Annotated in this window: 14 protein-coding genes and 1 pseudogene; 7 read left to right on the top strand and 8 right to left on the bottom strand. The window is 72.3% G+C overall.

Annotated elements, in window-relative coordinates; genetic code table 11:
- Window positions 1-69 precede the first annotated feature (69 nt).
- Window positions 70-2,778, bottom strand: coding sequence for a pyruvate, phosphate dikinase (gene ppdK, locus BM242_RS04105; RefSeq protein WP_093837345.1), 2,709 nt, complete (start codon window positions 2,776-2,778; stop codon window positions 70-72).
- A 514-nt stretch (window positions 2,779-3,292) separates the two neighbouring features.
- The gene (locus BM242_RS04100) at window positions 3,293-4,516 is read right to left on the bottom strand and encodes an ROK family protein (protein WP_245833780.1); all 1,224 of its coding nucleotides are present in this window, start codon (window positions 4,514-4,516) and stop codon (window positions 3,293-3,295) included.
- Between the two features lie 441 nt (window positions 4,517-4,957).
- Between BM242_RS04100 and BM242_RS04095 the strand changes: the two genes are divergently transcribed.
- Window positions 4,958-6,520: an amylo-alpha-1,6-glucosidase gene (locus BM242_RS04095; RefSeq protein WP_175541241.1), complete on the top strand. Its 1,563-nt coding sequence runs from the start codon at window positions 4,958-4,960 to the stop codon at window positions 6,518-6,520.
- A 62-nt stretch (window positions 6,521-6,582) separates the two neighbouring features.
- On the top strand, window positions 6,583-8,595 hold the full coding sequence (locus BM242_RS04090) for an amylo-alpha-1,6-glucosidase (RefSeq protein ID WP_093837166.1): 2,013 nt from the start codon (window positions 6,583-6,585) through the stop codon (window positions 8,593-8,595).
- Here the strand turns inward: BM242_RS04090 and dusB are convergent.
- From dusB to BM242_RS04075, 3 genes are all read right to left on the bottom strand, one after another.
- A complete protein-coding gene (gene dusB, locus BM242_RS04085) occupies window positions 8,558-9,754 on the bottom strand; it encodes a tRNA dihydrouridine synthase DusB (protein WP_093837165.1) in 1,197 nt (398 codons plus the stop codon). The genes BM242_RS04090 and dusB overlap by 38 nt on opposite strands.
- An 87-nt stretch (window positions 9,755-9,841) precedes the next feature.
- Window positions 9,842-10,129 (bottom strand): hypothetical protein, encoded by a 288-nt coding sequence (locus BM242_RS04080; protein ID WP_093837164.1) that lies wholly within the window; start codon window positions 10,127-10,129, stop codon window positions 9,842-9,844.
- Between the two features lie 192 nt (window positions 10,130-10,321).
- On the bottom strand, window positions 10,322-11,704 hold the full coding sequence (locus tag BM242_RS04075; protein ID WP_093837163.1) for a glycine--tRNA ligase: 1,383 nt from the start codon (window positions 11,702-11,704) through the stop codon (window positions 10,322-10,324).
- Window positions 11,705-11,876: 172 nt separating this feature from the next.
- Between BM242_RS04075 and BM242_RS04070 the strand changes: the two genes are divergently transcribed.
- The 4 genes from BM242_RS04070 (at window position 11,877) to BM242_RS04055 (ending at window position 15,210) form a co-directional block, all read left to right on the top strand.
- Entirely contained in the window at window positions 11,877-12,989 is a 1,113-nt protein-coding gene (locus BM242_RS04070) for a metal ABC transporter substrate-binding protein (protein ID WP_093837162.1), read from the top strand.
- A 48-nt stretch (window positions 12,990-13,037) separates the two neighbouring features.
- Window positions 13,038-13,793 carry a metal ABC transporter ATP-binding protein gene (locus BM242_RS04065; protein ID WP_093837161.1) on the top strand — a complete coding sequence of 252 codons (756 nt, stop codon included), beginning with the start codon at window positions 13,038-13,040 and terminating at the stop codon, window positions 13,791-13,793.
- Between the two features lie 49 nt (window positions 13,794-13,842).
- Window positions 13,843-14,718, top strand: coding sequence for a metal ABC transporter permease (locus tag BM242_RS04060; protein WP_093837160.1), 876 nt, complete (start codon window positions 13,843-13,845; stop codon window positions 14,716-14,718).
- Between the two features lie 66 nt (window positions 14,719-14,784).
- Window positions 14,785-15,210, top strand: a complete 426-nt coding sequence (locus tag BM242_RS04055) for a Fur family transcriptional regulator (RefSeq protein WP_093837159.1) — start codon at window positions 14,785-14,787, stop codon at window positions 15,208-15,210.
- A gap of 6 nt (window positions 15,211-15,216) precedes the next feature.
- On the opposite strand, the gene BM242_RS04050 is transcribed toward BM242_RS04055, so the two are convergent.
- From BM242_RS04050 to BM242_RS04040, 3 genes and pseudogenes are all read right to left on the bottom strand, one after another.
- The gene (locus BM242_RS04050) at window positions 15,217-16,068 is read right to left on the bottom strand and encodes an isoprenyl transferase (protein ID WP_093837158.1); all 852 of its coding nucleotides are present in this window, start codon (window positions 16,066-16,068) and stop codon (window positions 15,217-15,219) included.
- Window positions 16,069-16,320: 252 nt separating this feature from the next.
- Window positions 16,321-17,064: pseudogene (recO, locus tag BM242_RS04045) on the bottom strand (DNA repair protein RecO); the annotation flags it as partial.
- Window positions 17,065-17,089: 25 nt separating this feature from the next.
- Window positions 17,090-17,731: a polysaccharide deacetylase family protein gene (locus tag BM242_RS04040; RefSeq protein ID WP_093837156.1), complete on the bottom strand. Its 642-nt coding sequence runs from the start codon at window positions 17,729-17,731 to the stop codon at window positions 17,090-17,092.
- A gap of 442 nt (window positions 17,732-18,173) precedes the next feature.
- On the opposite strand from BM242_RS04040, the gene leuA reads away from it, so the two are divergent.
- Entirely contained in the window at window positions 18,174-19,889 is a 1,716-nt protein-coding gene (gene leuA, locus BM242_RS04035; RefSeq protein ID WP_245833823.1) for a 2-isopropylmalate synthase, read from the top strand.
- The last annotated feature ends 114 nt before the right edge of the window (window positions 19,890-20,003 follow it).

The raw sequence follows: 20,003 nt of genomic DNA, 5'->3' as shown, positions 1-20,003 counted from the left end.
GCCCCCTGTGGGGAACCGGGGGCCGCCGTCGGTGAGGGTCGGGGTCGGCGGCGGCCACCGGGGGCCGGGTCAGTCCGCGGCGGCGCGGCCGGCTTCGAGGCGGGCCACCGGGATGCGGAACGGGGAGCAGGAGACGTAGTCGAGTCCGGCCTCGTGGAAGAAGTGGACCGAGTACGGGTCGCCGCCGTGCTCGCCGCAGACGCCGAGCTTCAGGTCGGGGCGGGTGGCCCGGCCGGCCCGGACCGCCGCCCGGACCAGGGCGCCGACGCCGTCCACGTCGATCGTCTCGAACGGCGAGACCCCGAAGACCCCCTTCTCCAGATAGGCGCTGAAGAAGCTGCCCTCGACATCGTCGCGGGAGAAGCCCCAGACGGTCTGGGTGAGGTCGTTGGTGCCGAAGGAGAAGAAGTCGGCGGATTCGGCGATCTGGCCGGCGGTCAGGGCGGCGCGCGGCAGTTCGATCATCGTGCCGAGGGTGATGGCGAGGGAGACGCCGCGTTCCCGCTCGATCGAGGCGATGATCTGTTCGGCCTCGTCGCGGACGAGTTCGAGCTCCTGGACGGTGCCGACCAGGGGGATCATGATCTCGGCGCGCGGGTCGCCGCCCGCCTCCCTGCGGTCGGCCGCGGCCTCGCCGATCGCCCGTACCTGCATGGAGAACAGGCCGGGGATCACCAGGCCGAGCCGCACCCCGCGCAGGCCCAGCATCGGGTTCTGCTCGTGCAGGCGCTGCACGGCGGCCAGCAGCCGGTGGTCGGTGTCGGCGGTGTCCGGGTCGGTGCCGGGGGTGGCGTCGTTGAGGGCCACCCGGACCGAGAGTTCGGTGAGGTCGGGCAGGAATTCGTGCAGCGGCGGGTCGAGGAGCCGGACGGTCACCGGCAGGCCGTCCATGGCCTCGAAGATCTCGGTGAAGTCGGCCCGCTGGAGCGGCAGCAGGGCGGTGAGGGCGGCGGCCCGCTCCTCGTCGGTGCCGGCCAGGATCAGGTGCTCGACCAGTTCCCGCCGCTCGCCCAGGAACATGTGCTCGGTGCGGCACAGGCCGATGCCCTCGGCGCCGAAGCGCCGCGCCCGGGCGGCGTCCTCGGCGGTGTCGGCGTTGGCGCGGACCCGCAGCCGGCGGACATTGTCGGCGAAGGTCATGATGCGGTGGACGGCGCGCACCAGGTCGTCGGTGTCCGGGGCCAGCGGGTCGACGCCGCCCTCGAAGTACTCCACGACCTCGGACGGGACCACCGGCACCTCGCCGGCGTAGACCTTGCCGCTGCTGCCGTCGATGGAGATCAGGTCGCCCTCGCCGATGACGACGGCGTCGCCGTTGCGGTCGGTGAGGGAGAGCCGGCGGGCCTTGGTGTCCACCTCCAGGGCCTCGGCGCCGCAGACGCAGGTCTTGCCCATGCCGCGGGCCACCACGGCGGCGTGCGAGGTCTTGCCGCCGCGGGAGGTGAGGATGCCCTCGGCGGCCAGCATGCCGTCCAGGTCGTCGGGGTTGGTCTCGCGGCGGACGAGGATGACGCGCTCGCCGCGCCCGGCCCATGCCACGGCCGCCTCGGAGGAGAAGACCGCCCTGCCGACCGCCGCGCCGGGCGAGGCGGCCAGGCCGGTGGCCAGGTGGGTCGCGGCCCCGGTGGCGTCCGCGCCGTTGTCGAAGCGCGGGAACATGAGCTGGGCCAACTGGGCGCCGGTGACCCGCTGGAGGGCCTCGGCCTCGCTGATCAGGCCCTGGTCGGCGAGCTGGGTGGCGATCCGGAACGCGGCGGCGGCGGTGCGCTTGCCGACCCGGGTCTGGAGCATCCACAGCTTGCCGCGCTCGATGGTGAACTCGATGTCGCACAGGTCCCGGTAGTGGTTCTCCAGGGTTTCCATGATGGACATGAGCTGGTCGTAGCTGGTCTTGTCCAGGGCTTCGAGCTCGGCCAGCGGCACGGTGTTGCGGATGCCCGCGACCACGTCCTCGCCCTGGGCGTTGCACAGGTAGTCGCCGTAGACGCCCTGGTGGCCGCCGGCCGGGTCGCGGGTGAAGGCGACGCCGGTGCCGGAGTCCGGGCCCAGGTTGCCGAAGACCATGGCGCAGATGTTGACCGCGGTGCCCAGGTCGTTCGGGATGCGTTCCTGCCGCCGGTAGAGCCGGGCGCGGTCGCCGTTCCAGGAGTCGAAGACCGCCTGGATGGCGAGGTCCATCTGCTCGCGCGGCTCCTGCGGAAAGTCCCGGCCGGTCTGTTCGCGCACGATCCGCTTGAAGTCGGCGACCAGTTCCCTGAGATGGCCGGCGGTGAGCTCCACGTCGGTGGCCGCGCCCACCGCCCGCTTCAGCTCCTCGATCCGGTCCTCGAAGAGGTCGCCGTCGACGCCGAGCACGGTCTTGCCGAACATCTGGATGAGCCGGCGGTAGGAGTCCCAGGCGAAGCGCTCATTGCCGGACTGCCGGGCCAGGGCGTCCACCGACTCGTCGGAGAGCCCGATGTTGAGAACGGTGTCCATCATGCCCGGCATGGAGAACTTCGCGCCGGACCGCACCGACACCAGCAGCGGATCGGCGCCGGTGCCGAGCCGCTTGCCCATCGTGGCCTCCAGCGAGGCGAGGTGCGCACTCACCTCGTCGCGCAGCTCCGGCGGCTCGGCACCGGTGCGGAGGTAGGCCCGGCAGGCCTCGGTGGTGATGGTGAAGCCCGGCGGGACCGGCAGGCCCAGCCTGGTCATCTCGGCCAGGTTGGCGCCCTTCCCGCCCAGCAGTTCCTTGAGGTCCTTGTTGCCCTCGGAGAAGTCGTAGACGTACTTCACCGGTGGGGCCGGGGTGTTCGCATCGAGCGTGAGGGACGGCGCTCTGGTCTGTATTTCCGGCACGGGACGACTCCTCGCGGAATGGCTGCCCTGACAGCGGGAGAGTACCCCGCAAGACGCTCATCTGAGCGTCCTTGCCATCATGCGTGGCAAGAGTCACGCGGACAAAGGGCTGCATATATAGATCTGTGTGGGATTTTCGACCACGTTCGCGCGCTGCGCACAGCAAGCCCTCGGCCGGGAAGGGGACGACCCCCCGGAGCCGGGCCCGGGAAGCGGGGCGGCACAGCGCCCGCGTCCTGCTCCGGGACCGGTCCGCGCCGGGCCGCGACCCCCTCGGGGGCGGGAAGCCCGCGACTGCTGCGGTGAGCGGAGTCACACCGACAGGGAACGGCCGCTCCCGCCTCTTCCGGGATCGGCCGTTCGGGTCAGCGCGGGGGCCGTCCGGCCCCCGGCGGCGCGGCCGGGGCGGCGGGCGCGGCCGGGGCGGGAGGCGCGGGCGCGGCGGCGCGGGTCAGGCCGCGGCCTGCCGGGACAGCCGGAGATCCGCCTGGGCCGGGGCGTAGAGATGCTCCACCACATGGAGCGCCGCCCCGGTCAGCCCGGCCCGGTCGCCGAGCCGGGAGGTGACCACCTCCAGATGGGTGGTGGTGCGGGGCATGGTGAGCTGGTAGAGCCGCTCCCTCACCCCGGTGACAAAGGGCGCGCCGGCCAGGTCTCCGGCGATCATCAGCACCCCCGGATTGACCAGGGTGACCACCGTGGCCAGCACATCGCCCACCCGCCGCCCGGCGCTGCGGGCCAGCCGCAGCGCGTCCGGCTGCCCCACCGAGAGCAGTTCGCGCACGCCCGAGCCGGAGGCGGTGGGGATGCCCATGTCGGTGAGCTGCCGGGCCAGGGCGCGCCCGCTGGCCACGGCCGCCAGGCAGCCGTAGGAGCCGCACATGCACAGCGCCTCGGCGGCATCGTGCAGCCGGATGTGACCGATGTCACCGGCGCCGCCGTCGATGCCGCGGAAGATCTGGCCGTCCACCACGATCCCGGCGCCTATGCCGGTGGAGACCTTGACCAGCAGGAACGCCGCGCAGTCGGGGTGGCCGAGGCGCTGCTCGGCGTAGGCCATCAGATTGGCGTCGTTGTCCACCAGCACCGGCACGGCCGGGTCGCCGCCCACCTGGTCGCGGAAGACCTGGCGCATCCGGTCGGGGATCGGGTAGCCGTCCCAGCCGGGCATGATCGGGGGCTGCACCACCGTGCCGGTGGACGCCTCCACCGGGCCGGGGACGGACAGGCCGATGCCGCAGACCGCGCCCGCGTCCACGCCCAGCTCGGCCAGCAGCGCGGCGAACCAGTCACCCACCTGGCCCAGCACCTTCTCCGGGCCGACGTCGATGAGCAGGTCCCCCACCTGCTCGGCGAGAATGCGGCCGGCCAGATCGAGCACCGCGGCCCGGCCGTGCCGGGTCTCCAGCACGGCGGCCAGCACCACACCGTGCCCGGCGTCGAACTCCAGCCGCATGGCGGGCCGCCCGCCGGTGGAGGGACCGGCCGCCGCCTCGCGGATCCAGCCGGCACCGAAGAGCTGGTCCAGCCGGCTGCTCACGGTCGACCGGGCCAGCCCGGTGACGCGCTGCAGCTCGCCGCGCGTGGTCGCCTGCCCGCTCCGAATGAGCTGGAGCAGATGCCCGGCGCTTGCCTGGCTCACCCACATGGCCCCGGCGTTCCCGTCGTCGCCCATGCTTCTGCGTGCTCTCCCCATACGTAAGTTTCCCCCGCCCGGATTACCCGGGCGTGAGCTGGCGGTGTTGGCCGCGTGTACGTGTTTCGCGCGGTGCCTCTTGCCATCCTCCCCCAGAACCCCTCACTCTGACGGGCTAGCACCAACTTCCGTACATCAAGGATGTATTACGACTCGACTTTTGCATGTTAAGCGCGCGTAACCCTAAGGTATCTTCGCCATAAGCGACGACGCTGACCCGCCCTCGGAGGCCCATGTGCACCGCAATGACCGGTTGTTCCCGCATCACCGGATCGCGCCTTCTGTCGGTTTCGGGACTTTCGGCCAGGGCGGACGTCCCGGCCGGATCGCATACAACTCCACCTTCATGCACGCCACCCCGGTGACCTGCGTCACCTGCGACAGCCCTGCCACCGCCACCGCCCGGTCAGGGGCGGTGGCATGACGACCGCCCTCACCACCGCGCTGCAGCGCCCCGCCGGCACCGCGCACCCCGGCTGGACCCCGGCCGGCCTGCTGCGCCGCGCCCGCCGGGTGCTGCACGACAACTGGACCGGCAGCTCGACCGTGCCCTCCCGGGCCCTGTACCCGCACCAGTGGAGCTGGGACTCCGCGTTCATCGCCATCGGCCTGCGGCACTTCGCGCCCGAGCGGGCCCGCCGCGAACTCACCACCCTGTTCGCCGCCCAGTGGGCGGACGGCCGGGTGCCGCACATCGTCTTCAACCCCGCCGTCCCGCTGGACGCCTACTTCCCCAGCCCGGACTTCTGGCGCTCCGCCACGGACGGCGCCGCGGCCGGGGCGCCCGCCACGGTGCAGACCTCCGGCCTGGTGCAGCCCCCGGTGCACGCGCTGGCCGCCTGGCTGACCCATCTCGCCGATCCGGCCGGCTCCGGCCGCACCGGCTTCCTGGCCGGCCTCTACCCGAAGCTCACCGCCTGGCAGCGCTATCTCACCGGCCCCCGCGACCTGGGCGGACGCGGACTGGCCGCGATCGTCCACCCCTGGGAGTCCGGGATGGACAACAGTCCCTGCTGGGACGCGCCGCTGGCCCGGGTGGCACCGGCCCCGCCCGGCTCCTTCCGCCGCTGTGACCTGGACCACGGCGACCCCGGCGACCGCCCCACCGATCTGGACTACCGCCGCTATGTGGCGCTGGCCCGCACCTACCGCGACCACGGCTACCACGACGCCCGCACCCCGCACTCCTTCGCCGTCGAGGACCCGGGCTTCAACGCGCTGCTGATCCTCGCCGAGCACGCCCTGGCCGAGATAGCCCAGGCCCTGGGCGCCGACCCCACCGACCACCGCATCCACGCCGAAGAACTCACCAACGCGCTGGTCAAGCGGTGCTGGGACGGCCGCACCGGCCTGTTCCTGTGCCATGACCTGATCGCCGGCCGCACGCTGCCCGCGCGCAGCGCCACCGGCCTGCTCCCCCTGGTCGTCCCGGGCCTGCCCGGGCACATCGCCGACGCGCTGCTGCGCACCATGGAAGGCGAGCACTTCTCCCTGGGCCACGGCACCCGCCTGGTGCCCAGTTACGACCTGTGCGGCAAGGCGTTCGACGCCTCGCGCTACTGGCGCGGTCCCGCCTGGTTCAACGTCAACTGGCTGATCGAGCGCGGTCTGAGGGAACAGGGCAGGCCCGCACGGGCCGCCGGACTGCGCTCCGCGATACTCGGCGCCGCCGCCGACTCCGGCTTCGCCGAATACCTCGACCCGTACACCGAACAACCGCATGGCGCGCGGAACTTCAGCTGGACTGCGGCACTCGCCGCGGACCTGCTGGAGACCGAGGTCCGGCACCTGGGGACGGACGCGGGGCTGTCGCAGGCAGCACAGCCCGCAGCGGACGAGCCGGCCGCCCCGGCGCAGCCCTGCACGGCGGGAACCGTCGCCGGCACCACGAGTGCCACGGACACACCCGCCCTCACCGCCGACGGCACCGGGACCCGGGCCGCGGCATCAGGGACGGCCCCGACGGCGGAGCCACTGCCCTGAGTCAGCCAGACCATCCCCACGCGCCCGGCGCGTGACCGGCGAAAAAGGGAGGGACGCCCCCGATGAACGCCACGCACCACAGGCTGCTGGTGCACAACGGCACCTTCGCCGCAGTAGGGCCCTCCGGTGACATCACCGGAGCACGCGGCAGCTCGCCCGACGGGCTGTTCGCGTTCGATGCCCGGCATCTCAGCCGGTGGCAACTGACGGTGGACGGCTCCACGCCCACCGTTCTGGTGCCCGCCTCCGAGGGAGGGATGACCGCGTCCTGCGTGCTCGTCCCGCCCAGCGGGCGCGGCGAGCCGCCGGCCCTGACCGTTTTCCGCGAGCAGACCGTCACCTCCGGGACGCTCATGGAACGGCTGCGGCTGACCAGCAACCGCGCCGAGACCAGCAGCGCATTAGTGGCGCTCACGGTGGACGCCGACTTCACCGACCAGTTCGAACTGCGCTCCGACCACCGCTGGTACGACAAGAGCTGTACCCACCGGACCCGCGAACTCCTCGACGACGGCGTGGAGTTCGGCTATCACCGGCACGAGTGGCACGCCAGCACCCAGATCACCTCGGTGCCCCCGCCCGACCAGGTGGAGGAGACCGGAAGCGGCGCCCGCCGCCTGGTCTGGCGGATCGAGCTGGCGCCGCACGCCACCGTCGAACTGCTGCTGCGGGCCGCCGCCCAGCCCTATGGGGCGCCGGAATCCGCCGACGGCCCGGACGAGTTCCTCACCGCCGCGCCGCTGCCCTGGGAGGGCTCCGACTGGCCCGATCTGGCCCGCACCTGCGCCCGCTCTCTGGCCGACCTGGCCGGCCTGCGCATCCCCGCGGCCGGCCCGGACGGCGAGATGCTGCGGGTGCCGGCCGCCGGGGTGCCCTGGTTCCTCACCCTGCTCGCCCGGCACGCCCTGTTCACCTCCCTGTTCACCCTGCCGCACCGGCCGGAGCTGGCCGCCGCCACCCTGCCCGCCCTGGCGGCCACCCAGGCCGCCGAGGAGGACGCCGCCCGGGTGGCCCAACCGGGCAAGATCGTGCACGAGGTGCGCCACGGCGAGCTGGCCTACTTCGAGCAGGTGCCCTACGGCCGCTACTACGGCTCGGTGGATTCCACCCCGCTGTTCCTGGTGCTGCTCGGCGCCTACACCGAGCGCACCGGGGACGACAAACCGGCGCAGCGGCTGGAGCGGCACGCCCGCGCCGCCGTGGACTGGATGTTCACCCACGGCGGGCTGGACGACTGCGGCTATCTGGCCTACCACCCCGACGAGGGCGGCCTGTCCAACCAGTCGTGGAAGGACTCCCCCGGCGCCATCTGCTTCGCCGACGGCGCACCGGTCAAGGGCGTGGTGCGGGCCGCCGCCCCGCAGGGCTACGCCTACGACGCGCTGCGCCGCACCGCCTGGCTGGCCCGGATGTTCTGGCACGACACCGGGTACGCGGCCCGGCTGGAGCAGGCCGCGAACGAGCTCAAGGCCCGCTTCGCCCGGGACTTCTGGATGCCCGGGCAGCGCTTCCCGGCCCTGGCCCTGGACGAGTCCGGGCGCCCCGCCGACGCGCTGGGCTCGGACGCCGGGCATCTGCTGTGGTCCGGGATTCTCGGCCCCGAGCAGGCCACCGCGGTCGGCCGGCGGCTGCTGGAGCCGGACTTCTTCTCCGGCTGGGGGGTGCGCACCCTGGCCGCCGGGCAGGGCGCCTACCATCCGCTGTCCTACCACTGCGGCAGCGTCTGGCCGCATGACAACGCGGTCATCGCTCTGGGACTGGCACGTTACGGGCTGCGGGAGGAGACCCGGGCGGTGGCCCGCGGTCTGGTGCGGATCGCCGCCGCCCATGACTACCGGTTGCCCGAGGTGATCGCCGGCTACTCCACCGAGGACGCCCCCCGGCCGGTGCCCTACCCGCACGCCTGCACCCCGCAGGCATGGGCGGCGGCGGCGCCGTTCGCGCTGCTCACGGCGGTGGCCGCGGCCCGGGAACGCTCGATGGGCCATGCCGTGGGGCCGCGCCGCGGGGCCGCCGCCAACCCGTCCGGGATTCCCGTCAGCCTCCGGAGGTGTCAAGCTCCGCGTCCGCACTGACCACCATGGGGGAGCAAGCGAACGGGTCGTCCAGCCAGCCTTCGGGCAGGACGACCCGTTCGCGTCCCGTGGTCCGGCCGCGCGGGCCCTCGGCGCCGTGCGCGGGCCAGGGCTGGTCCAGATCCAGGCCGTCCAGCAGTCCGGCCAGTTCGGCCGGCGAACCGGCCACGGCCAGCTCCCGGCGGGCCTGCGAACCGACCTGGAAACCCTTGGTGTACCAGGCGACATGCTTGCGGAAGTCGATCACGCCGCGCCGCTCGTCGCCCAGCCACTCGCCGAGCAGGCGGGCATGGCGCAGCATCACGGCGGCCACCTCGCGCAGCGAGGGGCGGGCATAGCCGGCCGGGCCCCGGCCGTCGAAGGCGGCCACCAGATCGCCGAACAGCCAGGGGCGGCCCAGACAGCCGCGGCCCACCACCACCCCGTCGCAGCCGGTGCGGCGCATCATGCGCAGCGCGTCCTCGGCGGACCAGATGTCGCCGTTGCCCAGCACCGGGATCTCCGGGACGGCTTCCTTCAGCCGGGCGATGGCGTCCCAGTCGGCGGTGCCGCCGTAGTGCTGCGCGGCCGTCCGCCCGTGCAGCGCGATGGCGGTCACCCCCTCCTCCACCGCGATCCGCCCGGCGTCCAGATAGGTGAGGTGCCGCTCGTCGATGCCCTTGCGCATCTTCATGGTCACCGGCAGCGGTCCGGCGCCGGCCACCGCCTCGCGCAGGATGGCGCGCAGCAGATTGCGCTTGTAGGGCAGGGCGGAGCCGCCGCCCCTGCGGGTCACCTTGGGCACCGGACAGCCGAAGTTGAGGTCGATGTGGTCGGCCAGATCCTCGTCCCGGATCATCCGCGCGGCCCGGCCCACGGTGGCCGGGTCGACGCCGTAGAGCTGGAGGGAGCGCGGCTTCTCGGCGGCGTCGAAGTGCACCAGCTGCATGGTCTTGGCATTGCGCTCGACCAGCGCCCGGCTGGTGATCATCTCGCTGACGAACAGGCCCTTGCCGCCGCTGAACTCCCGGCACAGGGTGCGGAACGGCGCGTTGGTGATCCCCGCCATCGGGGCCAGCACCACCGGCGGCCACACTTCGTGCGGCCCCAGCCGCAGTGCGGCGGCCGGCGCCGGCTGCGGCCGGGGCTGCGCGGTGGGCGTCGGAGTCTGCGTCACCATGGGCAGAGCGGTCCTCGGGAGAATCGTCGGAACGGGCACAACGACCTCCCATTGTCCCACCCCGGCCGGCGGGGGCCGCGCCCGGGCTCAGGAGGCGACGATCATGGCCACCAGGACCGCCGCCAGACTGAGCAGGCCGAGCAGCCAGGGCAGCGAGGAGAACTCGGTGCGGCACGCGGTGCACACCCCGTGGTCGCCGACCAGATGGCTCTCGGCGGCGGCGCGCGCCCCGTCCTCCGTCACCGTCCGCTGGTCACCGCAGGTGTCGCAGGCGAGGTAACGGGCTTCCCCGTAGTAGTGGTAATCGCGTCCTATGCGGACCTGGTGGGCGGCGCCGGAGGCGGCGATCCCACGGACGGTGCTCGTCGTCAGCATCCGTCTCTCTCCCGTTGAGTACAGATCGGACCGTGCCGCCGTCGTTGTCTGGTCCCCGTCGACATGGCCGGCGCGGTGGTTGGATGCGGCCCAGTGAAGCACAAGGCCCGGTGCGTTTCCGCCGGTTGGCGGCTCGCACCGGGCTCTGTGGCGATGTCGTGACGAAGTCGTCGCCGGGCGGCTACCGGCGTCTCAGCAGCCGACCAGGCGGCTGGCCAGATAGCTCTCCACCTGGTCCAGCGAGACCCGCTCCTGCTTCATGGTGTCCCGCTCGCGGACGGTGACCGCGTTGTCCTGAAGGGTGTCGAAGTCGACGGTGACGCAGAAGGGGGTGCCGATCTCGTCCTGGCGGCGGTAGCGGCGGCCGATGGCGCCCGCGTCGTCGAACTCGATGTTCCAGTGGCCGCGCAGGGTGTCGGCCAGGCCACGCGCCTTGGGCGACAGCTCGGGGTTGCGGGACAGCGGCAGCACCGCCACCTTCACCGGCGCCAGCCGCGGGTCGAACCGCATGACCACGCGCTTCTCCATCTTGCCCTTGGCGTTGGGCGCCTCGTCCTCCACATAGGCGTCCAGCATGAAGGCCAGCATGGTCCGGCCCACGCCCGCCGCCGGCTCGATCACATACGGCACCCAGCGCTCCCCGGCCTCCTGGTCGAAGTAGCTCAGGTCCTGGCCGCTGGCCCGGCTGTGCGCCGAGAGGTCGAAGTCGGTGCGGTTGGCGATGCCCTCCAGCTCACCCCACTCGCCGCCCTGGAAGTTGAAGCGGTACTCGATGTCCACCGTCCGCTTGGAGTAGTGGGAGAGCTTCTCCTTGGGGTGCTCGAACCAGCGCAGGTTGGCCTCCTGCATGCCCAGCCCGCGGTACCAGTTCCAGCGCTGCTCCATCCAGTACTCGTGCCAGCGCTCGTCCTCGCCCGGCTTGACGAAGAACTCCATCTCCATCTGCTCGAACTCGCGGGTGCGGAAGATGAAGTTGCCCGGGGTGATCTCGTTGCGGAAGGACTTGCCCGTCTGGGCGATGCCGAACGGCGGCTTCTTCCGCGAAGTGGTCTGCACCAGCCCGAAGTTGGTGAAGATGCCCTGGGCGGTCTCGGGCCGCAGGTAGGCGATGGAGCCGGAGTCCTGGGTGGGGCCGAGGTGGGTGGAGAGCAGCCCGGAGAACTGCTTGGGCTCGGTGAAGGTGCCCTTGTTGCCGCAGTTGGGGCAGTTGAGGTCGGCCAGACCCTGCTCGGGCAGCCTGCCGTGCTTGGCCTCGTAGGCCTCCTCCAGATGGTCCGCCCGGTAACGCTTGTGGCAGGAGGTGCACTCGGTGAGCGGATCGGTGAAGGTCGCGACATGGCCGGACGCCTCCCACACCTCGGAGGCCAGGATCACCGACGAGTCGATGCCGACCACGTCCTCGCGCGAGGTGACCATGTGGCGCCACCACTGGCGCTTGACGTTCTCCTTGAGTTCGACTCCCAGGGGCCCGTAGTCCCAGGCGGCACGCTGGCCGCCGTAGATCTCACTACAGGGATAGACGAAGCCCCGGCGCTTGCTGAGGCTGACGATGGTGTCGATCTTGTCGGCTGCCACGAGTGCTCTCTTCATGACGTCGGTGGAATTGCCCCAGCGTACCGGCGCTACGGGGTCCCGCAGCAAATCGGTTGTACCGGTGCGGACGCGGCTCACGGGCAGTCCGTACGGGGGGTGAAGTGACCGGGCTCGCAATTGACAATGGTTTCCATCTCATCTGAAAATGGCTGTCATGAGCGATCACAGAACCCGCCGCCGCAAGGCCCGGATATCCACCACCGCCCTCGCGCTGGGCGCCACCGCGGCGCTGAGCGCCCTCACCCTCACCGCCTGTTCCGAGGACTCTTCGGGTACCGGCTCCGGGGACGACGGGCGGCTCGATGTGATCGCCAGCTTCTACCCCATGGAATTCGTCGCCGAGCGAGTCGGCGGCGATCTGGTCTCGGTCACCACGCTGACCGCCCCGGGCACCGAGCCGCACGACATGGAGCTCACCGCCCGGCAGACCGCCTCGCTGAGCGAGGCCGATGTGATCGTCTACCTGGAGGGCATCCAGCCCGCGGTCGACCAGGCCATCGAGCAGGCCGGCGCCGCCCACACCGCCGAAGCCCTCTCCCTGGCCGGCGCCCACGCCGAAGAGGAGAGCGGCCACGGCGAGGAAGAGGGCCACGCCGAGGGCGACACCCACGCCGAAGAAGAAGGCCACGCCGAAGAAGGCCACACCCACGCCGAAGAAGAGGGCCACGCCGAAGGCGACACCCACGCCGAAGAAGAGAGCGGGCACGCCGAGGACTCGCACGACGGGCACGACCACGAGGGCGGCGACCCGCACATCTGGCTGGACCCGGTCGCCTACGCCGCGGTCACCGAGGGCGTGGCCGAGGTCTTCGCCGAGGCCGACCCCGATCACGCCGCCGACTACCACAACAACGCCGACGCGCTGATCGCCGAGCTCAACGCCCTGGACGCCGAATACGAGGAGGGCCTGGCCGGCCGCACCGGCGACACCTTCATCACCACCCATGCCGCCTTCGGACACCTCGCCGAGCGCTACGGCCTGCACGAGGAGGCCATCGCCGGGCTGGACCCGGAGTCCGAGCCCAGCGCCGCCCGGATGCAGGAGCTGCACGACATCGCCGAGCATGAGAATGTCACCACGGTCTTCTTCGAGACCCTGGTGAGCGACGAGACCGCCCGCACCCTCGCGGGCGACCTGGGCCTGGAGACCGCCGTTCTGGACCCCCTGGAGGGAATCACCGAGGATTCACCGGGCGCCGACTACCTCGAAGTCATGCGTGCCAACCTGGAAGCCCTGCGCAAGGCGCTGGGCGCGGACGCGGCCTGAGCCACCGGGCCCGGCCCCCGGCCCCGGCCCGGAGAGAGAAGAGACCCCATGGAGCCCGTCATATCCCTCGGCAACGGAACCGCCGAACTCGGCGGCCATCCCGTGCTGCGCGGGGTGGATCTGACCGTCCACCCCGGTGAGGTGGTCGCCCTGCTCGGCGCCAACGGCTCCGGGAAGTCCACCACTGTCCGGGCCGTGGTCGGGCAGGTTCCGCTGACCGGCGGCGAGCTGCGCCTGTTCGGCACCCCGGTGCGCGAGTTCCGCGACTGGCAGCGGATCGGCTACGTTCCGCAGCGCTCCACCGCCGCGGGCGGCGTGCCCGCCACCGTGCGGGAGATCGTGGCCGCCGGCCGGCTGGCCCGCCGCGGCCTGCGCCCGCTGCGCCGCGCCGACCGGGCCGCGGTGGACCGGGCGCTGGCGGTGGTGGGCCTGGCCGACCGGGGCCGGGAGCCGGTCGGCTCGCTCTCCGGCGGCCAGCACCAGCGGGCACTGATCGCCCGCGCGCTGACCACCGAGCCGGATCTGCTGGTGATGGACGAGCCGCTGGCCGGGGTGGACCTGGCCAGCCAGCAGGTGCTGGCGGACACCCTGGACCGGCTGGCCGGGGAGGGCACCGCGGTGCTGGTGGTGCTGCACGAGCTGGGGCCGCTGGCGCCGCTGATCGACCGGGCCGTGATCCTCTCCGGCGGCCGGGTGGAGCGCACCGCGGACCGGCCCGAGCAGCTTCCGGACGCGCATCCCTGCCATCCGGCCGACGCCGTGGAGCCCTCCGCCCGGCCGCAGCTCCAGCCCGGCATCCTGTGACCGCCCGGCTCCTTCTCCCCCGACCACTCCTTCTCCCGCGGTGAGCGCCATGCCCGAATTCCTGGAACCCGCCTTCATGCAGCGCGCGCTGCTGGCCGCCCTGCTGATCGGTGTCGCGGCGCCGTCCGTCGGGATCTATCTGGTGCAGCGCCGGCAGGCGCTGATGGGCGACGGCATCGGCCATGTCGCCCTGACCGGGGTGGCCCTCGGCTTCCTCTTCTCCACCAGCCATGTGTGGATGGCGGTGCTGGTCTCGGTGGCCGGCGGGGTGATCATGGAGCTGGTCCGGTACTCCGGCAAGGCGCGCGGCGACGTGGCGCTGGCCATGATGTTCTACGGCGGCATGGCGGGCGGCGTGATGATCGTCAATGTGGCGCCGGGCGGTACCACCGCCAATCTGACCAGCTATCTCTGGGGCTCGATCACCACGGTCTCGCCCTCGGACATCACCACCATCGTGCTGCTGACCGCCGTGGTGCTGCTGATCGCCTTCGGGCTGCGCCGTCAGCTGTTCTCGGTCTGCCAGGACGAGGAATTCGCCCGCGTGACCGGGCTGCCGGTGCGGCTGCTCAATCTGCTGCTGGCGGTCACCGCCGCGGCCACCGTCACGGTCGCCATGCGTGTGGTGGGCCTGCTGCTGGTCAGCGCGCTGATGGTGATCCCGGTGGTGGCCGCCCAGCAGACCGCCCGCAGCTTCGCGGCCACCCTGGGCCTGGCCATCGCCTTCGGCGTGACGGTCACCCTGTCCGGCACGGTCTCCTCCTACTACGTGGACGTGCCGCCGGGCGCCACCATTGTGCTGCTGGCCATCGGGCTGTTCGCGCTGACCGCGCTGCTGGCCACCCCGCTCGCCCGGCGCCGGGCGCGGCGCGCGGCCCGGGCCGGTGCGCCCGGGGCGGCTCCGGCCGCCGCCCCCGCGCACTGACGGGCCTGGCACAATGGACGGGCCCGGGAAGGCGCAGCAGGCACAGGACACGCACAGGAGGCAATCGTGGCGACGGCAGGCCCGCCGGTCCGAGGCCGGGCGACGCGGCAGCGCGCCGCCGTGGCCGCGGCGCTGGCCGAGGTCGACGAATTCCGCAGCGCCCAGGAGCTGCACGACATGCTCAAGCACCGCGGCGAGTCCGTGGGGCTGACCACCGTCTACCGCACCCTGCAGTCACTGGCCGACGCCGGCCAGGTGGATGTGCTGCGCACCAGGGAGGGCGAGGCGGTCTACCGCCGGTGCAGCACCGACGACCACCACCACCATCTGGTGTGCCGGCACTGCGGCCGGGCGGTCGAGGTGGAGGGCCCGGCCGTGGAGAGCTGGGCGGAGGCGGTCGCCGCCGAGCACGGCTACACCGACATCAACCACACCCTGGAGATCTTCGGCGTCTGCCACGACTGCGCCGCCCCCGGTCCCCGGGACCGCTGAGCGGCGTCAGCCGCCCTGCCCGGCCCGGGGGCCGCCCTCGGCGGCGGGCACGGACACCGGATTGGGGAGAGCGCCGCCGAAGCGCCGGTCGCGAGAGGCGTAGGCGACGCAGGCGTCCCACAGATGCCGGCGGTCGAAGTCCGGCCACAGGATGTCCTGGAAGACCAGCTCGGCGTAGGCGCTCTGCCAGATCAGATAGTTCGAGGTGCGCTGCTCGCCGGAGGGGCGGACGAAGAGATCCACATCCGGCATGTCCGGCCAGTACAGATACTGGCTCAGGGTCTTCTCGGTGACCCGGGCCGGGTCCAGCCGGCCGGCCCGGACGTCCGCGGCCATCCGGGCGGCGGCGTCGGCGAGTTCGGCCCGGCCGCCGTAGTTGACGCACATGTAGAGGGTCATGGCGTCGTTGTCCCGGGTGCGCTCCTCGGCCACCCGCAGCTTCTTCACCACCGACTTCCACAGCCGCGGTTCGCGTCCGGCCCAGCGGATGCGGACACCCATCTCGTCCAGCTCGTCGGTCCGGCGGTCGATCACATCCCGGTTGAAGCCCATCAGGAAGCGGACCTCCTCCGGGGAGCGCCGCCAGTTCTCGGTGGAGAAGGCGTACAGGGAGAGGTTCTTCACCCCCAGCTCCAGGCAGCCCTTGACCACCTCCAGGACCACCGCTTCGCCGCGCTTGTGGCCTTCGGTGCGGGGCAGGCCGCGCTCCTTGGCCCAGCGGCCGTTGCCGTCCATGACGATCGCCACATGCTTGGGGATCAGTTCGCCGGGGATCTTCGGCGGGCGCGCTCCCGTGGGGTGCGGGTCGGGGATGCGGTACTGGCGACGCTGCCGCAACGGCGCTCCGCGGCGGGCCATGGGCGGTTCCTTTTCGGCGGGTCCGGACAGCGGCGGCATGCCGGTCCGGCGGGATCGGGTACGGGCGGTGTGTTCTGCTCTGAAGGAGCGTATCGGACGGAGCGGGCGGCCCACGATGGACGGCCCGGCGCCGAGATGTCCCCGGGCTCAGCCGGGGCCCGGGCGGCTTCCGGCCGGGTCCCGGTCCGCCGGGACGGAAGGTGCCCCCGGTGCGGCCGGCGGCCCGGGGGACTCCTGCGGTGCGGCGGCGGCGCGGTCCACGAACCGCAGCGAGCGCAGCCCGCGCTCCAGATGCCAGTGCAGATACGCCGAGACCAGTCCGCTGCCCTCGCGGACATGGCGGGCCTCGGTGGCGTCGGCGGTCGGCCAGTCGCCGGAGAGCAGCGCGCCCAGCAGCCGCAGGGTGGCCGGGGAGGGCACCACACTGCCCGGCACCCGGCAGTCCGGGCAGACCGAGCCGCCGGCCGAGACCGAGAAGAAGCGGTTGGGACCGGGCAGCCCGCACCGGGCGCAGTCGTCGAAGCTGGGCGCGTAGCCGCCGCAGGCCAGGGAGCGCAGCAGATAGGCGTCGAGGATCAGGCCGGGGGTGTGCGCACCGGCCGCCAGGGTGCGCAGCGCCCCGATCAGCAGCAGATACTGCTGGACATTGGGCTCGCCCTCGTGCTCGGTGAACCGTTCCGCCGTCTCCAGCATGGCGGTGCCGGCCGTGTAGCGGGCGTAGTCGGAGACGATGCCGCGGCCGTAGGGCGCGATGATCTCCGTCTGGGTGCACATCGGCAGTCCGCGCCCCACCAGGGCACTGCCCCGGGCGAAGAACTGCACATCGGCGTGGGAGAAGGGCTCCAGCCGGGCGCCGAACTTCGACTTGGTGCGGCGCACCCCACGGGCCACCGCCCGCACCCGGCCGTGCTGCCGGGTGAGCAGGGTGATGATCCGGTCCGCCTCCCCGAGCTTCTGGGTGCGCAGCACCACGCCGTCGTCCCGGAACAGAGTCATGCGGCCATTCTCTCAGCCCGCTGTCTCAGCCCGCCCGGCCGGCCGGGGCGCCGCCGGGGCGGTCATAGGCGGTGCCCGGGCGCAGCGGCTTCTCGTCCTGGAGTTCGCGGTACAGCTCGCTCACGGTGACAAAGCGGTAGCCGCGCCCGCTCAGCACCTGCAGGATCTCCGGCACCGCGGCCACCGTGGTGGGCTGGATGTCGTGCATCAGCACCACGTCCCCCGGCCGCACCGCGTCCAGCACCGCCCGGGTGACATGGCCGGTGTCCTTGATCCGCCAGTCCTCCGGGTCCACGCTCCACATGATCAGCGGCATCCCGGCGGCCCGCCGGACCCGCTCGTCATGGTCGCCGAAGGGCGGGCGCAGCAGCCCGGGCGCGCTCCCGGTGGTCTGCTCGATGACGGCGCAGGTGCGGTCGATCTCCTCCCGCAGCCGCCGCTCGCTCAGCCCGGTGAGCCGGGGATGGCTCCAGGAGTGATTGCCGATCTCATGGCCGGCGCCGGCCTGCCGGCGGGCCAGTTCCGGCCGGGCGGCCACCATCTCGCCGACGTCGAAGAAGGTCGCGCGGGCGCCGTGGGCGTCCAGGGTGTCCAGCAGCCCGGCGGTGTACGGGCCGGGCCCGTCGTCGAAGGTGAGAGCCACGCTCGGGGCGGAAGTCGGTGACATGACTCTCAGTATCGCCACCACGGAGACCACCGGTAGACGGCCCCGGAACGGTGTGCGGGTTCTCGCATACTGATACGGGCGGGGCGGGCCGGTGCCGGTGGGCTACATTGGACGACGATGCGCTTCCAGATGCTTCTCCTTAGCCGCCGCGGCGAGGGCCGGTAGAAGACGGGCCCCTCCCCGCGGAGTCCGGCGCTGCCCGTCGTTCCTTCGGTTCGACCCTCCAGGAGCCACCAGCATCATGAACGCCACCCCTTCCTCCGCCTCACCTTCCCCTGCCTCCTCGTCTTCCTCGTCTTCCTCGCCTTCCTCGTCGACCGCTTCTCCGGCGTCCACGTCCGGGGACACCCCCGGCGTATCCGGTCAGGAGGACGGGGCACGGGGCACCATCGGCCGCGCCACCCCGCTGACCGCCGCCACCGTCCGCCAGGCCCCTTCCGGGATGCCGGTGCACAAGTACCGGCCGTTCCAGGCCGTGGAGCTGCGCGAGCGGGCCTGGCCGGGCCGCCGCATCACCGCCCCGCCGCGCTGGCTCTCCACCGATCTGCGGGACGGCAACCAGGCGCTGATCGACCCGATGTCCCCCGCCCGCAAGCGGAAGATGTTCGACCTGCTGGTGGCCATGGGCTACAAGGAGATCGAGGTCGGCTTCCCGGCCTCCGGGCAGACGGACTTCGACTTCGTCCGCTCGATCATCGAGGAAGAGGCGATCCCCGAGGACGTCACCATCTCGGTGCTGACCCAGGCGCGTGAGGAGCTCATCGCGCGCACCGTGGAGTCCCTGGCCGGCGCGCGCAACGCGACCGTGCACCTGTACAACGCCACCGCCCCGGTGTTCCGCCGGGTGGTCTTCGGCGACGCCTCCCGTGAGGACGTCAAGCAGATCGCGGTGGACGGCACCCGGCTGGTGATGGAGTACGCCGAGAAGCTGCTGGACGACCGGACCGTCTTCGGCTACCAGTACAGCCCGGAGATCTTCACCGACACCGAGCTGGACTTCGCGCTGGAGGTCTGCGAGGGGGTGATGGACGTCTGGCAGCCCGAGGAGGGCCGGGAGATCATCCTCAATCTGCCGGCCACCGTGGAACGGTCCACCCCCTCCACCTACGCCGACCGTTTCGAGTGGATGTCCCGCAACCTCTCCCGCCGCGCGTATGTCTGTCTGTCCGCGCACCCGCACAACGACCGGGGCACCGCGGTGGCCGCCGCCGAACTGGCCGTGATGGCCGGGGCGGACCGGGTGGAGGGCTGCCTGTTCGGCCAGGGCGAGCGCACCGGCAACGTCGACCTGGTCACCCTGGGCATGAACCTCTTCTCCCAGGGCGTGGACCCGAGGATCGACTTCTCCCGGATCGACGAGATCCGCCGCACCTGGGAGTACTGCAACCAGATGGAGGTCCACCCGCGCCACCCCTATGTGGGCGATCTGGTGTACACCTCCTTCTCCGGCTCCCACCAGGACGCCATCAAGAAGGCGTTCGAGGCGCGCCAGGCGGAGGCCGCGGCGGCCGGGGTGTCCGCGGACGACCTGGTCTGGGAGATGCCCTACCTGCCGATCGACCCCAAGGACGTGGGCCGCTCCTACGAGGCGGTGATCCGGGTCAACTCGCAGTCCGGCAAGGGCGGCGTGGCATACGTCCTGAAGAACGACTACAAGCTGGACCTGCCGCGCCGGATGCAGATCGAGTTCTCCCGGATCATCCAGGAGCGCACCGACGCCGACGGCGGCGAGATCACCCCCGGGCAGATCTGGGACATCTTCTGCCACGAGTACCTGCCCACGCCGCACGCGCCGTGGGGCCGGGTCGCGCTGCGCGGCGCGCAGACCTCCACCTCCACCGACGGGCACGACGCGCTCACCGTCGACGCGGTGGTGGACGGCGCGGACACCGTGCTGACCGGGGCGGGCAACGGCCCGATCGCCGCCTTCTTCGACGCGCTGGCCCGGGCCGGGGTGATCGACCAGGCGGAGGGCGACGTCCGGCTGCTGGACTATGTGGAGCACACCATGAGCGAGGGCGCCGGCTCGCAGGCCGCCGCGTACATCGAGATCGCGGTGGGCGACAAGGTGCGCTGGGGCGTCGGCATCGACGCCAACATCGTGCGCGCCTCGCTCAAGGCGGTGGTCTCCGCGGTGAACCGGGCGGCCGGCCGCTAGATCCGGACGGCCCCGGCCGCTGCCCGCACGGCCCGGTCCGCGGGGACCGGGCCGTGTCCTTGGGTGGAGGGGCCGGCGGCTTCCGCGCGCACTTCCCGGCGACGGGGTACTGAC

This window comes from Streptomyces aidingensis (assembly GCF_900112355.1).
GTDB classification, from domain to species: Bacteria; Actinomycetota; Actinomycetes; order Streptomycetales; family Streptomycetaceae; genus Streptomyces; species Streptomyces aidingensis.
This window is presented reverse-complemented; position numbering and strand designations above follow the sequence as displayed.

What these genes read in the sequence shown, in the direction of transcription:
- BM242_RS04100 (WP_245833780.1), bottom strand. Translation starts at nt 4,516, where the DNA reads ATGGGCGACGACGGGAACGCCGGGGCCATGTGGGTGAGCCAGGCAAGC.
- BM242_RS04095 (WP_175541241.1), top strand. Translation starts at nt 4,958, where the DNA reads ATGACGACCGCCCTCACCACCGCGCTGCAGCGCCCCGCCGGCACCGCG.
- BM242_RS04090 (WP_093837166.1), top strand. Translation starts at nt 6,583, where the DNA reads ATGAACGCCACGCACCACAGGCTGCTGGTGCACAACGGCACCTTCGCC.
- dusB (WP_093837165.1), bottom strand. Translation starts at nt 9,754, where the DNA reads ATGGTGACGCAGACTCCGACGCCCACCGCGCAGCCCCGGCCGCAGCCG.
- BM242_RS04080 (WP_093837164.1), bottom strand. Translation starts at nt 10,129, where the DNA reads ATGCTGACGACGAGCACCGTCCGTGGGATCGCCGCCTCCGGCGCCGCC.
- BM242_RS04070 (WP_093837162.1), top strand. Translation starts at nt 11,877, where the DNA reads ATGAGCGATCACAGAACCCGCCGCCGCAAGGCCCGGATATCCACCACC.
- BM242_RS04065 (WP_093837161.1), top strand. Translation starts at nt 13,038, where the DNA reads ATGGAGCCCGTCATATCCCTCGGCAACGGAACCGCCGAACTCGGCGGC.
- BM242_RS04060 (WP_093837160.1), top strand. Translation starts at nt 13,843, where the DNA reads ATGCCCGAATTCCTGGAACCCGCCTTCATGCAGCGCGCGCTGCTGGCC.
- BM242_RS04050 (WP_093837158.1), bottom strand. Translation starts at nt 16,068, where the DNA reads ATGGCCCGCCGCGGAGCGCCGTTGCGGCAGCGTCGCCAGTACCGCATC.
- BM242_RS04040 (WP_093837156.1), bottom strand. Translation starts at nt 17,731, where the DNA reads ATGTCACCGACTTCCGCCCCGAGCGTGGCTCTCACCTTCGACGACGGG.
- leuA (WP_245833823.1), top strand. Translation starts at nt 18,174, where the DNA reads ATGCCGGTGCACAAGTACCGGCCGTTCCAGGCCGTGGAGCTGCGCGAG.